This window comes from Trinickia sp. Y13, from assembly GCF_029522115.1.
Taxonomy (GTDB): Bacteria; Pseudomonadota; Gammaproteobacteria; order Burkholderiales; family Burkholderiaceae; genus Trinickia.
This window is the reverse complement of sequence record NZ_JAKWFK010000003.1, coordinates 377,290-390,395: the sequence shown is the minus strand read 5'-3', so window position 1 is coordinate 390,395 and position 13,106 is coordinate 377,290. Positions and strand designations below refer to the sequence as shown.

Here is a 13,106-nt window from a genome sequence, read left to right as displayed (position 1 = left end):
GGACAAATTACAGAGCGGCGGGTCGGATCGCATCCGCGCCAAGGAGACCTTCATGCGCTTGATCTTGCGGCGGCGTCGAGCCGCGCGTTCGCTCGTGGCGGACATCGCCGCGCACGCGAGCAAACTCGGCATGGAGATATGCGACGTCTCCGGCCACGTCGAGGAAGTCGCTGGCCGCGTCGCGCAACATGCTCATGTTTGCCGCTCTTTGCGCGAATCGGCATCGGTGACGATGCAAGGCAATCAGCGTATCGCCGAGGCAGCGCGGCAAGTACGCGTCGTCAGCAGAGAAGCGTCGGGCGCCGTCGAGCAATCGCGGCAAACGCTGGACGCGTCGCTAGCGGATATCCATGGGCTCGTCGAAGGCGTGACCGGCATTGCGACGCAAATCGAAGCCTTGCGCGAGGCGCTCGATCACGTCAGCACCGTCTCGGAAGAAATTTCGCTGATCGCGCGGCAAACCCATCTGCTCGCCATCAACGCAGCGATCGAGGCGGCGCGCGCCGGCGAATCGGGCAAGAGCTTCGCCGTGGTGGCGGCCGAAGTCAAAAACCTATCGAGCAAAACTGCCCAGGCCACGTCGCAAATCGAAGCGACCCTCGCCCGCCTGACCCAGCAAACCGAACAGCTCATCACCGATGGCGCCGAGAACACCGCGCGGGCGCATCGCGTCCGGGAAGGTTCGGCGACGATCGGCGGCATCGTGCAATCGACCGGCACCGCCATCAATCAATTGCACGAAGAGGCCGAGCAAATCGCGACGCTGACCGACGACATCGAGGCGCAGTGCCATCAACTCGAGGAACAAGTGGGCGAGATGGCAACCGGCGTCGAGCAATCGAGCGAAAACTTCTTGCAGGCGAAGGACCGTATCGCCTCGCTCTTGACCGTATCGGAAACGCTGATCGAGTTGACGGCGGCGGCCGGCGTGGAGACGCCCGACACCCGCTTCATCGAAGCCGCGCAGCGCGCAGCGGCGCTGATCGGCCAGCGCTTCGAGCAGGCGCTCGCGCGCGGCGAGATCACCGAAGCCGCGCTCTTCGATACCCACTACGCGCCGATCGCCGGGACCGATCCGCAACAGTTCATGACGCAATTCACCGCATTCACCGATCGCGTGCTCCCCGACATTCAAGAACCCCTGCTCGCTCTGGACGAGCGCGTGGCGTTTTGCGCGGCAGTGGATGTGCGCGGCTATCTACCGACGCACAATCGCAAGTTTTCGCAACCGCAGCGCCCGGGGGAATCCGTCTGGAACGCCGCCAACTGCCGCAACCGTCGCATCTTCAACGATCGCACCGGACTCGCGGCCGCGGGCCACACGAAGACGTTCCTGCTGCAGACCTACCGGCGCGACATGGGCGGCGGCGCATTTGCGACGATGAAAGACGCGTCGGCGCCGATCTTCGTACGCGGCCGCCACTGGGGCGGCCTGAGGCTCGCCTATAAGACCTGAAGGATCGAAAGCCTGAAAAGCTGAAAATCTGAATGGCCCGGCGCCTGCCCGCGCGCGCCAAAAATCCTCCCGCACGGGGCGACCGTTCGCTATCATGGCCGCGATGGCACACGCGTTGCGCCGCTCGACGCGTTCGCCCGCAACCCAGCCAAGCAAGGAGGAAAAAACGATGGGTATCGTCAAGGAATTCAGGGAGTTCGCGGTCAAAGGCAATGTGATGGATCTGGCCGTCGGCGTGATCATCGGCGGCGCGTTTTCCACGATCGTCAATTCGATCGTCAAAGATCTCATCATGCCTATCGTCGGCGTGGTCACAGGCGGTCTCGACTTCTCGAACAAGTTCGTTCGGCTCGGCGATATCCCGCCCTCCTTCAAGGGCAACCCCGATTCATTCAAAGATTTGCAAACGGCCGGCGTAGCCGTGTTCGGCTATGGCTCGTTCATCACGGCCGTCATCAATTTCGCCATCCTCGCGATGATCGTGTTCGCGATCGTCAAGTTCATGAACTCGCTGCGCAAGCGCGAGGAAGCGGCGCCGGCTGCGCCCGCCGCTCCGCCCGAAGACGTCGTCTTGTTGCGTGAGATCCGCGACGCGCTCAAGCAGCGTTGAGCGCAAGCCTCGCAAGCGCCCCAACGAAGGTCTACCCGGCGCGCTGCGGTGCGCCACTTTGGCCCTTGGCCTCGGCCGTGCGCTGTATCAGCACTTCCAATTGCGAGAAGTTGACCGGCTTGGTCAGATGCGCCGTAAAGCCGGCGGCGAGGCACCGTCGTATGTCTTCGTCCGAACCGTAGCCGGTCAAGGCTATGGCCGGTACCTGCGAACTGCGGCGCACCGAACTCACGAAGTCCAGGCCCGTTCCGTCGGGCAACCCCACGTCGCTGACGATCAGATCGAAGGTGCGCGCCCGCGTGGCAGCGAGCGCCTCCGCGACGGACGCCGCCACCGCCACGTCGTGCCCGAGCGAGCGCATCAAGTGCGCCATGACGTCTGCCGTATCGACGTGGTCCTCGACCAACAGGATGGCGATTCGTTCGTCCGCTGCGGCGCGCGCCGACACCGGCGGCACCGGCTCGGCCGCGGGCGCCGACGTCGTCGGCAGCGCGATCGTGAACGTGGCCCCGCAATGCGGCCCGGGGCTGCGCGCGCTGACCGAACCGCCGTGGGCATCGGTCAACGCCTTCGTTATCGCAAGCCCCAGCCCGAGCCCGCCAAACTGCTGGGTCATGCGCTGGCTACCTTGCTCGAACGCATTGAACAGTTTGCCGATTTGCTCCGGCGCGATGCCGATGCCCGTGTCTTCGATTTCGACTTCGATGCGCATGCGCGCATCCCGCGTACGTACGTAGATATGGCCGCCATCGGGCGTGAATTTCGCCGCGTTGCGCACGAGGTTCCACAGCATCTGCTGCAGCCTGGCCGGATCTGCCAGCACGTAATGACTCTTGGCGTTCTTTTCGACGTGCACGTCGAGCGCCTTGACCTGGATCTCGGCATGAAACAGCTCGAGCACACTGTCGATGACGTCGTGGACGTCGACGGTTTCCAGTGCGAGCCGCAGCTTGCCATTCGCCACGCGCGTCAAATCGAGCAAGTCGTCGATCAAACGCGCTTCGAGTTCGATATTGCGTCGAATCATCTTGACGCACGACTGTGCGGCGGCAGGCATCTCCTGCATCGTTTCAAGCACGCGCGTGCCCGCGAGCACGGGCGTGAGCGGCGTGCGCAACTCATGAGAGAGCATGGCCAGGAAGCGGTCCTTGGCCCGGTTGGCTTCCTCGGCCGTCTGGCGTGCACACTGCTCGGCCGTCAAGAGCCGTTCGCGCTCTTCCATCGCCTCGCGTTGCGACTGGATGTCGGTGCAACTGGCGAACCACTTGCCCACCCCTCCGCTCGCGTCGCGAACCGCCGCAATGCGCATGTCGAACCAGCGATAGGTGCCATCGGCCGCACGCAAGCGCAGTTCATGCCGGTAGTCGGCCCCGGGCGCGCCGCTCACGGCGTCGAGCCACGAGCGGCGCAGTGCATCCCGATCGTCGGGGTGCACTGCGGCAAGCCATCCGAGCCCGCGCGAAGCGGCTTCGTCCAAGCCTGTGTAGGCGTACCACTGTTTCGAAAAGAAATCGCACTCGCCTCGCGCGTTGCTGGTGAACACGAGGTGCGGTAACGCCTCCGACAAGCTGCGGTAGTGCGCCTCGCGGTCGCGCAGCAGCAACGCCTCGGCCGATGCGCGCTGCAATCGAACCTGGGTCAGGACGCGCTCGACGGCCTCCGGCAAATAATCGAGGTAACCGCCCGACTTCGGCACGACATCGGATACGCCGGCGCGCAATGCCTCGATCACGCGCGATTCATCGGTGAACCCGGTAACGAGGATCGCAGGCAAGGTCACGCCCTCGGCACGCAGACGGCGGAAGAAATCGAGACCGGTCTCGGCGCTGCCGAGCTGATAGTCGAGCACGAGCAGATCGGGGGCGTCGGCGGCAAGCTGCGCGTGCGCGGCTTTCACGCTCGGATAGCCGAATACGCGGCACCCCGCGCGCTCTAGCGACTTGCGCGCTAAGCGCAAAATGCCCTCGTCGTCATCGACGATGAGTACGCGGGCGCTTTCCTGGCGAGAAACTTCGGTCATGCTCAATTTTGGCTCATTCGGCTCGACGCCTTTTGCATCAAGTCATTCGTAACGGCTGTTCTGGCAGCGTCACGTAAAAGGTCGAACCGACGCCCTCCGTCGATTCGACCCACGCGCGTCCACCGTGCCGCTCCGTCACCCGGCGCACGAGGGCAAGGCCAATGCCGTCGCCTTTGGCCCGATCGCCGTGCAACCGTTGAAACGCGCTAAACATTTTGGGCATGCAAGCGGCGGGAATGCCGAGCCCGTTATCGCGCACGTAATATGTTCGCATTCTAGGCGCTCGTTCGCCGGCTTCCGGCTGCGGCTGCTCGAGCGTGCCGATTTCGATGCGGCAGGGGCGCGACGTGTCGAGATAATTGACCGCGTTGCCGATCAGATTGGCGAAAATCTGCTCGATCGCCGTGGGGTCGCCCCATACGGGCGGCAGCTCGCCCACCGACACGACCACGCCGCGCTCGGCGATTGCCTGGTGCAGCGATTCCACCACGCGCGCGACGGCGCGGGCCACGCTGACGCGCTGCCATTGATATTCGAGCCGGCCCGCCCGGGATATCCGCAGCAGCGCGTCGATGATCGAGGCTGAACGCGCCACCGCGGTGCGCAAATAGTGCAGCGCTTCGCTCAGATTGCCATCGAGCACCCGAGTGATGCGCGAGCGCTCAACCTCCGGCAAACGGGCGGCGTCGAGCATCGTGCGCAACTCGTCGCACGACACTTGCAATTCGCGCGAAAACCCTTGCAAATTCACGAGCGGCGAGCGTAGATCGTGCGAGACGCTATAGATGAACATATCGTTGTCCTGCTTTTGCTGGCGCAGATTATCGTTCACTTGCGTCAGTTCTTGTGCACGCATCTCGAGCGTAGCCTGCAACGTGGCCTGATCGTGCTCGGCCTCGGTCAAGCGTTGGCTCGTCCGGTGCAACGCCGCATCGAGTTGAGCCAATTCGTCGTCGCCCGCCAAGGGCGCGCCCAGCGCCTGTGAACGCCCCAGCCGCTGCGCGTTGGCCGTCAACGTGTGCAGGCGCCGCCCGATGTTGCCGGCGAACGCCAGCGCCGCGATCGCCCAAATCAGCATCGACCCCGCAATGGCGGCAATCAGCGCATAGCGCTGCTGCTCGCGCGTCGCAGCCAGTTCCGAACTGCGCTCGGCGTCGAGCCGCGATTCGTCGGCAACGAAGGCGCCCAGTTCATCTCGAAACGCTTGGATGGGCGGCGGCAGCGGCTCGCTGTCGAGCGAGGCCAATTGCACGCGCTGCTGATCGTGCAATGCCGCATAAACCTTGTCCGTCAGTGCCCGGTAGTCGTTGATGGCTTCGCGCATACGCCGCACCCGCTCGACTTGCAGCGGATCGTCCGCCACGAGCTTCTCGAGCCGCGAGAGCCGATCGCCCAGATCGACCCAAACGACATGCCGATCGATGAAGGAAGGATCGCCGACGATGAGGCCCGCACGCACGCGCGACGCCTCGCGCAAGAGAGGATCGGCGATGGCCGACGCTTGATAGAGCACCTGTTTGCTATGCGATGCCCACTGGCCCGCTTGCGTGGCCTGCTCCTGCGTCTTCGACAGCATGCCGACGAGCGCCAACTCGATCAAACTCGGCACGGCGATCAGCAGCAGTCCCTTCGTGAATAGTTTCATGCGTCCTTGGCGGCCCCATCGAGTCGAGTCGCGCGCGTCACGCGAGCCGCGCCGCAGGCTTTCACGGCGGCACGGCGCTTGCATCGCACGACGTGCAAACGTGAAGCCGAACCATTATCCGTGCTGTTTCGAGATATTTCAACGGACGATATACGAGCGCGCATGCCCACAGAAAATGGCAATTTTTATGAGTTGGATCAGCACGCGGACGAAACTCGGGCCTATTATTGCCATAGATGTCGAGCGTAGCGCGACACGACTCGCGCACCCGTTCCGGCATGACTGCATGCGAACTGCGTCGATCGTTCGAGCGAGACCGTAACGGGTCGTGAAGATGCCGATTTCGTATGCTATAAAAGATCGGACGTGCGGCGCGCGAGAGCCGGGAGTGGTCGCATGAGGACGCTGTGTTTCTTGCAATTCTTTTTCAGGCGAATGTTTATGTCCTTCCCGAGAAAGCGTAGGCGCGCGAGCGCGGACAGTAAGGAGTCGTTTCTCGCCGTCCTGCGCCAGTTCAAACCTTTCGTCCAGCTGGATACAAAGATTGCGCGCGCTCGTTCGCAGGATGAGCCCGTGCTCTACGAACATGTCTTGCCGGGGCTCGACGTTCTACTGTGCACGGTTCGTGGCGCGCAACCGCCCTATCCCGATGTCGACGAATTGCGCCGGCGCTGTCTCGAGTCGATCGCGAACGCGCTCGAACAGCCGCTCGAGGGCCTCGAGAACGGCGGCTACTGGTATGAAACGAACGGTTTCGGCTTTCTCGTCTTCGCGAGCCGGGCGCGCACGAAGGTTCTGCCCGAATTCGGCGCCGGCGCGGCCGCGCCCAACGCGCGGCGGCAAAACGCAGGCGATGCCGCCCCGCGCTCGTTTCGCTGACGACTGGTGAATTGGCGGCGCGGCAGATAGGTTCGGCCCGCGCCGTGCCCCCTGCGCTACTGCTTGGCGCGGTGCATGCCCGCCTGCGGCCGGACGATATCGATGAATGCCGCCAAATCGGCATCCGCCAGCCCCATCGCCGCGCCCAAGCGCAACATCTGCTGCACGGCGCCCACGACGGGCATTGCGGCGCCCGTTTCCCTGGCGGCGTCCGCCACCGTGTCGATATCTTTTTGAAACGTTTTCAACGAACCGAGCGGGGCGTGTCCCGATTCTGTCATGCGCGGCACGAAGGTGCGCAAAAGGACCGAATCGGCCCAACCGCCTCCGAGCGCTTCGGGTAGACGCGCCGCGTCGATCCCCGCCGCGTGAGCCAAGCCCACCGCTTCCGCGATGCCCGCCACCGTCGCACAAACGATCGCTTGATTGCAAAGCTTCGTCGTTTGGCCCGCCCCCACCTCGCCCATATGCGTCACGCGTGCTGCATAAGCGCGTATGACGGGTTCGACCGCGATGATGTCCTCGGCGCTGCCGCCGGCCATGACCGCGAGCGTGCCCGCCTGCGCGCCTGGAACGCCACCCGAAACGGGCGCATCCACCCAACCGACGCCGCATTGAGCCGCGCGCGCGGCAAATGCGCGTGTTGCCGAGGGCGCGATGCTCGAATGATCGACGATCCAGCGCAAACGCCCCGCCCCGGCGTCAGGCTCGGCCAGCAAGCCGCCGGGGCCGAAAACGACTTCCTCGACGGCATTCGTGTCCGACACGCACAAGAAAACTGCCTGGGCATGCGCGAGCAAGTCGCACGGCGCGTCGACCACGCGCGCCCCATCGGCGGCCAGCGCTTGCGCCTTCGCGCGCGTGCGGTTCCAGACCCACACGTCATGGCCTGCGCGCAGCAGATGCCGGATCATCGGCGCACCCATGAGCCCTGGCCCGCAAAATCCGAGTTCCATCGTTTCGTGCTCTCCCGCGAATGCGGCGGGCCGCCCTGCTACATGCCCGGGCGTGCCCGACCGTCGTTGCCTATACTGGTTGTTCCATTTTCGACGAAATGCGGAGACGACTCATGAACGATCACGTCTACAAGTACATCGAATTGACCGGATCGTCGACGAAATCGAGCGACGATGCCGTACGCTGCGCCATCGAACGCGCATCGAAGACGCTGCGCAACTTGCACTGGTTCGAAGTCACCGAAACGCGCGGGCACATCGACGGCGGCAGCGTCGCGCATTGGCAAGTCACCCTCAAAGTGGGCCTGCGATTGGAGGATTGATGCCGGGCGGCGCCGAACGCGCCGCCCGCAGGTTCCCTTGCCGGCCAACGCAGGCCCTATTACTTCGGCAGCGAACCGTCGACGCCTTCAACGTACCAATTGAGCCGTTGCAGTTCGGCGTCGGTCAGCGTCTTGCCCGCGGCAACCTTGACCGTGCCCGATTGATCTTTGATCGGGCCCGTGAAAACGTCGCGGCTACCGCTCGCGATCGCGTCATGCGCCTTCTTCTCGTCCGCGCGCGCCGCGGCGTCCACGGACGGGCTCAGATCTTCGAGGTCGACGGCCTGTTGGGACAGTCCCCACCACACCGGGTCATTCTTCCATTTGCCGTCGAGCACCTGCTGGATGGCAGCCATGTAATACACGCCCCAATGGGCGACCACCGAGCCGAGCGCGGCGTTCGGACCGAATTTCTTCATGTCCGAATCCCAACCGAAAGCGTGCACCTTCTTCTGCTCTGCCGTTGCCAGCGTCGCGCTCGAATCGGTGTTCTGCAGCAGGACGTCGGCGCCCTGCCCAATCAGCGTTTCCGCAGCCTGCTTCTCCTTGCCGGGGTCGAACCAGCTGTTGATCCAAATGACCTTCGTATGCACCTTCGGATTCACCGAACGAGCGCCGAGCGTGTAGGCGTTGATGTTGCGCACGACTTCCGGGATCGGCACGGATGCGACGAATCCGAGCGTGTTCGTCTTCGTCATATGGCCCGCAACGATGCCCGCGAGGTACGCGCCTTGATACATGCGCACGTCGTAAGTGCCGAAGTTCTTACTCTTCTTGTAGCCCGTCGCATGCAGGAACACCGTGTCGGGGAAGTCTTTCGCCACTTTCAGCTCGAAATCCTGATAGCCGAAGCTCGATCCGAAAATGATCTTGTTCCCCTTGTTCGCCAGATCCCGGAACACCCGCTCCGAGTCGGCCGATTCCGGCACGTTCTCGACGCGGGTCACCTTGATCTTGTTGCCGAACTTGGCCTCCGCCTGCTTGGACCCTTGATCGTGCGCGAACGTCCAGCCCGCATCGCCAGGGTTGCCCAAGTAAACGAAAGCGACGCCCGGCGCATCGGCCGCATGCGCGACGGGCGCAACGGCCGCGCCGAGCGCGAGCGCCGCGCAAGCGGCGAGCAGTGGCAACGTTCTTCTTTTCATCGAACTTCTCCAGTGGTGTGGGGGAATCGGTCGATCGGACCTCACTTGCTCAGCTCGTCGCGAAAAACGGCTTGCCGAGGGAAGCGGGCGCATTGAGCTTGATGGTATTCGGGTTGCGCGAGATGACGGCCAGTACGACTATCGTCGCCAAGTACGGCAGCATGGCCAGGGCCTGCGTCGGCACCGGCACGCCCACCGCTTGCGCATAAAACTGCAAGCCCGTGACCGCGCCGAACAGCAGCGCGCCGAGCAGCAAGCGCCAAGGACGCCACGTGGCGAACACGACCAGCGCGAGCGCGATCCAGCCTCGGCCCGAGGTCAGCTGTTCCTGCCACAGATGCAGGTAGACGATCGAGTAGTAACCGCCCGCGAGCCCCGCCATGCCGCCGCCGAACAACGTCGCGCCGTAGCGCACGCCGATCACCGGAAAGCCGACCGAATGGGCCACGGCGGGCGATTCGCCCACCGAGCGCAGCACGAGCCCCGCCCGCGTTCGATAGAGAAACCACCCAACGAGTGCGAAGGCCGCGAACGCGAGATAGCCTAGCGGCGTCAGCGTGAAGAGCGCGGGCCCCAGCACCGGAATCTTGGCCAGCCCGGGCACCGGCCAGGCATCGATCGTCGCGCTGACCGACGCCGACGTATAGGGCTTGCCGACGTAAGCCGACAAGCCGATGCCGAAGATCGTCAGAGAAAGCCCGGTCGCCACTTGATTGGCCAGCATCGTCAGCGTGAGAAAGCCGAACAGCAACGCCATTGCGACGCCGGCCGCCATCGACGCCGCCACGCCCAGCCACGGATGCCCGGTCGTGACCGTGACGGCATAGCCGGTCACCGCCCCCATTAGCATCATCCCTTCGACGCCCAGGTTCAGCACCCCCGACTTTTCAGTGACGAGTTCGCCAATGCCCGCGAACATCAGCGGAATCGCGGCGACGACTGCACTCGAGGCAAGAGTGCCGGCTTGTTGGATATCCATGGTTCGTTCTATTTCGATTGGCTAGTCATGCGCTTGCACAGCGCTCGGTCGGGTTTGGCACGCTCACCCATGCGCGACGCGGGACACCCGGCGCAGACGGTAATTCACGAACAAGTCGGCCCCGAGCAAACAAAACAGCAACAAGCCCTGGAACACCCCCGACAGCGCTTGCGGCAACTGCATCGACGTCTGCACCGCCTCGCCCCCCAGATACAGCAAAGCCATCAACAAGCTCGCGAGCACGATGCCAAGCGGGTGCAGCCGGCCCACGAACACGACGATGATGGCGGTGAAGCCGTAGCCGGGCGACCAGGTCGCCTGCAACTGCCCGATCGGCCCCGCGATTTCGCCCATGCCCGCAAGCCCGGCCAACGCGCCGCCGATGAGCAGCGACATCCAAACGGTGCGCGTATCGGAGAAGCCCGCATAGCGCGCGGCAAGCGGCGCAAGGCCGCCCACGTTCATGCGAAACCCCGCGAAGCTCTTGCGCATGAACAGCCAAGCCAGCGGCACGGCTGCCAGCGTCACGAAAATCGAAGCATTCAATCGCGTACCGCGCAACCAATGCCACTGCCAGTCGCCGCCGAAAGTCGGATAGAGCGCATCGCCCGAGAACATCTCCGAGATCGGAAAATTCATTCCCTGCGGGTCGCGCCACGGCCCGCTCACGAGATAGATCAACAATTGGGCGGCCACATAAGTCAGCATGAGGCTCGTCAATATCTCGTTCGTGTTGAAACGCGTTTTCAGGAACGCGGGAATCGCGGCCCAAACCATGCCACCGAGGACGCCGGCACCCATCATCAAGAACAGAATCCAGCCCCCGCTCGCTTGGTCGAAGTGGATGGCGACCCCGCTCGCAGCCATGCCGCCCGCCAGCATTTGCCCTTCCGCGCCGATATTCCAGACGTTTGCTCGATAGCCGATGGCAAGGCCAAGGCCGATCAAACATAACGGCGAGGCTTTGAGCAGCAGCTCCGACCAGCCGTTGACGTCGGCGAGCGGATCGACGAAAAAGGCGCGCATCGCCTGCGCGGGGTCGCGCCCGACGAGGCCGAAGATCGCGAACCCGATCGCGAGCGTCAACAGGGCGGCGATCGCCGGCACGGCGAGCTGCATCGCTCGCGAGGGCGTTGGGCGGGCTTCGATTCGGTACGGAAAATACATGGTTTATACGAGCGTCGATGGTTCGAATGTAAAGGTCGCCACGGCGCCGGTCGCGGCGCCGGCGCGCTCAAGCATGGATGGCCTGCTGGGCGGGCGGCGCAGCACCACGATCGCCGAACAGCCCCGCCATCCACAAGCCGATCTCTTCAGCGTTGGTCTCGCCCGTCTTGCGCGAGGGCGATAAGCGTCCGCGCGCGAGCACCGCGATCCGATCGCAAATGTCGAACAACTCGTCGAGCTCCTCGGAGATGACGAGCACGGCCCCCCCCTTGGCCGATAGATCGAGCAGTTGTTGCCTGATGAAGGCCGATGCGCCGACGTCCACGCCCCACGTCGGCTGCGCGACCACGAGCACCTTCGGCGCCTGCAGCAACTCGCGGCCGACGATGTACTTTTGCAAGTTCCCGCCCGAGAGCGATTGCGCCAACGCGTCGGGGCCGCCGCAGCGCACGTCGAACGCTTCGATGCAGCGCGTCGCAAATGCGCGGATCGCCCGCGCGCCGATCCAGCCGTGACGGACCATGCCCGGTTGCCGATGCGCGGTCAGCAGCCCATTCTCGGCAAGCGACATCGCAGGCACGGCGCCGCGCCCTAGCCGCTCCTCGGGCACGAAGGCGAAGCCGAGGCGGCGCCGTGCGCCGGCCGAGAGCCGGCCCGCGTTTTTGCCGCAGATCGTGACGGCATCCGCCGCGCCCGCGCCGCGCCTTTCGCCCGATAACGCCGCGAGCAACTCCGCTTGCCCGTTGCCCGATACGCCCGCGATACCGAAAATTTCTCCGGCATGCACGTCGAACGTCACGTTCTCCAGCGAAGTGCCGAACGGGTCGTCGCTCGCCACCGACAATTGCTTGACACTCAGCAAGGCCGCGCCCGGCGCATGCGCGCGGCGCGTGTAATCGGGCAGCGCATGGCCCACCATGAACTGCGCGAGCGAGGCATGGGTCTCGTCGCGAGGCCGGACGTGGCCCGTGACGCGCCCGCCGCGCATGACCGTCGCCGTATCGCAGAGCTCTTGGATCTCGTCGAGCTTGTGGCTGATGTAGAGTACGCTGCAGCCTTGGTGCGCCAATCGCTTCAGCGTATCGAACAGCTTGCGCACGGCCTGCGGCGTGAGCACCGAGGTAGGCTCGTCCATGATGAGCAGCCGCGGATGCTGCAGCAGGCAGCGCACGATCTCGACGCGTTGACGCTCGCCCACAGTCAGACTATGCACGTGCCGCTGCGGGTCGATATCGAGCCCGTACTCGCGCGACACCTCGCGAATGCGCTTGCCGAGCGCGCCGAGGTCGAAGGGCTCGTCGAGCGCGAGGGCAATGTTTTCGCCGACGGTCAGCGTCTCGAACAAAGAGAAGTGCTGAAAAACCATGCCGATACCGAGCTTGCGCGCCTGCGCGGGGCTGCCGATCTCGACGAGGTCGCCCTCCCACCGGATCTCGCCCGCATCGGGTCGCACCGAGCCGTAGATGATCTTCATCAGCGTGCTCTTGCCGGCGCCGTTCTCGCCCAATACCGCGTGAATCTCGCCCGGCGCCACGGCCAGATGCACATCGTCGTTGGCACGCACCGACGGATATTGCTTGCTGATGCCCGCAAGCGCCAGCCGCGGCACCACGGCTTGGCCCGCGCCCGCAGCATCGCGGAAAGTCGATTGATCGCTCATGAAATTCGTCGCCGAACGTTCTTGCTGTCTGCCCCGCTCTTTATGCTTCAACGCGATGCGCTATACGCCCATCGCCCCCGTTTCCGCCGCTGCTCCGCTTGCACGGTTCGCACCGGTTGGCCACCGGTTGGCCACCGGCCGGCCGCCGCGCCGTCGGCCCGACGATACCCAAATCGCGCCCGAGCGTCGAGCCGACAATATCGTGTGGGCGCTCGATTCGACCTATGCGCCACACGGGTATATGCGTCCTTGACGCGATTTAACGA

11 protein-coding genes are annotated in these 13,106 nt (G+C 64.4%); 4 read left to right on the top strand and 7 right to left on the bottom strand.

Annotated features, from left to right (window positions below; translation table 11 throughout):
- Nucleotides 1-52 precede the first annotated feature (52 nt).
- Together MMB74_RS07980 and mscL are read left to right on the top strand one after the other, a co-directional pair.
- Complete coding sequence (locus MMB74_RS07980; RefSeq protein WP_277428062.1) at nucleotides 53-1,456, top strand: methyl-accepting chemotaxis protein; 1,404 nt, start codon at nucleotides 53-55, stop codon at nucleotides 1,454-1,456.
- Between the two features lie 169 nt (nucleotides 1,457-1,625).
- Nucleotides 1,626-2,066 carry a large conductance mechanosensitive channel protein MscL gene (gene mscL, locus MMB74_RS07975; RefSeq protein ID WP_277428061.1) on the top strand — a complete coding sequence of 147 codons (441 nt, stop codon included), beginning with the start codon at nucleotides 1,626-1,628 and terminating at the stop codon, nucleotides 2,064-2,066.
- Nucleotides 2,067-2,097: 31 nt separating this feature from the next.
- Here mscL and MMB74_RS07970 read toward each other — a convergent pair whose 3' ends face one another.
- Together MMB74_RS07970 and MMB74_RS07965 are read right to left on the bottom strand one after the other, a co-directional pair.
- Entirely contained in the window at nucleotides 2,098-4,086 is a 1,989-nt protein-coding gene (locus MMB74_RS07970) for a response regulator (RefSeq protein ID WP_277428060.1), read from the bottom strand.
- Between the two features lie 37 nt (nucleotides 4,087-4,123).
- The gene (locus tag MMB74_RS07965) at nucleotides 4,124-5,731 is read right to left on the bottom strand and encodes an ATP-binding protein (protein ID WP_277428059.1); all 1,608 of its coding nucleotides are present in this window, start codon (nucleotides 5,729-5,731) and stop codon (nucleotides 4,124-4,126) included.
- Nucleotides 5,732-6,127: 396 nt separating this feature from the next.
- Here MMB74_RS07965 and MMB74_RS07960 point away from each other — a divergent pair, with 396 nt between their 5' ends.
- Nucleotides 6,128-6,610, top strand: a complete 483-nt coding sequence (locus MMB74_RS07960) for a hypothetical protein (RefSeq protein ID WP_277428058.1) — start codon at nucleotides 6,128-6,130, stop codon at nucleotides 6,608-6,610.
- Nucleotides 6,611-6,666: 56 nt separating this feature from the next.
- Here the strand turns inward: MMB74_RS07960 and MMB74_RS07955 are convergent, their stop codons facing one another.
- Nucleotides 6,667-7,566: an NAD(P)-dependent oxidoreductase gene (locus MMB74_RS07955; RefSeq protein WP_277428057.1), complete on the bottom strand. Its 900-nt coding sequence runs from the start codon at nucleotides 7,564-7,566 to the stop codon at nucleotides 6,667-6,669.
- A gap of 113 nt (nucleotides 7,567-7,679) precedes the next feature.
- On the opposite strand from MMB74_RS07955, the gene MMB74_RS07950 reads away from it, so the two are divergent.
- On the top strand, nucleotides 7,680-7,889 hold the full coding sequence (locus tag MMB74_RS07950) for a dodecin (protein WP_277428056.1): 210 nt from the start codon (nucleotides 7,680-7,682) through the stop codon (nucleotides 7,887-7,889).
- A gap of 59 nt (nucleotides 7,890-7,948) precedes the next feature.
- Here MMB74_RS07950 and MMB74_RS07945 read toward each other — a convergent pair whose 3' ends face one another.
- The 4 genes from MMB74_RS07945 to MMB74_RS07930 all read right to left on the bottom strand — a co-directional run bounded on the left by MMB74_RS07945 (nucleotide 7,949) and on the right by MMB74_RS07930 (nucleotide 12,840).
- Complete coding sequence (locus tag MMB74_RS07945) at nucleotides 7,949-9,034, bottom strand: BMP family ABC transporter substrate-binding protein (protein WP_277428055.1); 1,086 nt, start codon at nucleotides 9,032-9,034, stop codon at nucleotides 7,949-7,951.
- A gap of 49 nt (nucleotides 9,035-9,083) precedes the next feature.
- The gene (locus MMB74_RS07940) at nucleotides 9,084-10,013 is read right to left on the bottom strand and encodes an ABC transporter permease (protein ID WP_277428054.1); all 930 of its coding nucleotides are present in this window, start codon (nucleotides 10,011-10,013) and stop codon (nucleotides 9,084-9,086) included.
- A 63-nt stretch (nucleotides 10,014-10,076) separates the two neighbouring features.
- The gene (locus tag MMB74_RS07935; protein ID WP_277428053.1) at nucleotides 10,077-11,180 is read right to left on the bottom strand and encodes an ABC transporter permease; all 1,104 of its coding nucleotides are present in this window, start codon (nucleotides 11,178-11,180) and stop codon (nucleotides 10,077-10,079) included.
- A 67-nt stretch (nucleotides 11,181-11,247) separates the two neighbouring features.
- Nucleotides 11,248-12,840: an ABC transporter ATP-binding protein gene (locus tag MMB74_RS07930; RefSeq protein ID WP_277428052.1), complete on the bottom strand. Its 1,593-nt coding sequence runs from the start codon at nucleotides 12,838-12,840 to the stop codon at nucleotides 11,248-11,250.
- Between the last annotated feature and the right edge of the window lie 266 nt (nucleotides 12,841-13,106).

Excerpts from the sequence above, each read along its gene's own strand:
- MMB74_RS07980 (WP_277428062.1), top strand. The coding sequence starts at position 53 with ATGCGCTTGATCTTGCGGCGGCGTCGAGCCGCGCGTTCGCTCGTGGCG.
- mscL (WP_277428061.1), top strand. The coding sequence starts at position 1,626 with ATGGGTATCGTCAAGGAATTCAGGGAGTTCGCGGTCAAAGGCAATGTG.
- MMB74_RS07970 (WP_277428060.1), bottom strand. The coding sequence starts at position 4,086 with ATGACCGAAGTTTCTCGCCAGGAAAGCGCCCGCGTACTCATCGTCGAT.
- MMB74_RS07965 (WP_277428059.1), bottom strand. The coding sequence starts at position 5,731 with ATGAAACTATTCACGAAGGGACTGCTGCTGATCGCCGTGCCGAGTTTG.
- MMB74_RS07960 (WP_277428058.1), top strand. The coding sequence starts at position 6,128 with ATGAGGACGCTGTGTTTCTTGCAATTCTTTTTCAGGCGAATGTTTATG.
- MMB74_RS07955 (WP_277428057.1), bottom strand. The coding sequence starts at position 7,566 with ATGGAACTCGGATTTTGCGGGCCAGGGCTCATGGGTGCGCCGATGATC.
- MMB74_RS07950 (WP_277428056.1), top strand. The coding sequence starts at position 7,680 with ATGAACGATCACGTCTACAAGTACATCGAATTGACCGGATCGTCGACG.
- MMB74_RS07945 (WP_277428055.1), bottom strand. The coding sequence starts at position 9,034 with ATGAAAAGAAGAACGTTGCCACTGCTCGCCGCTTGCGCGGCGCTCGCG.
- MMB74_RS07940 (WP_277428054.1), bottom strand. The coding sequence starts at position 10,013 with ATGGATATCCAACAAGCCGGCACTCTTGCCTCGAGTGCAGTCGTCGCC.
- MMB74_RS07935 (WP_277428053.1), bottom strand. The coding sequence starts at position 11,180 with ATGTATTTTCCGTACCGAATCGAAGCCCGCCCAACGCCCTCGCGAGCG.
- MMB74_RS07930 (WP_277428052.1), bottom strand. The coding sequence starts at position 12,840 with ATGAGCGATCAATCGACTTTCCGCGATGCTGCGGGCGCGGGCCAAGCC.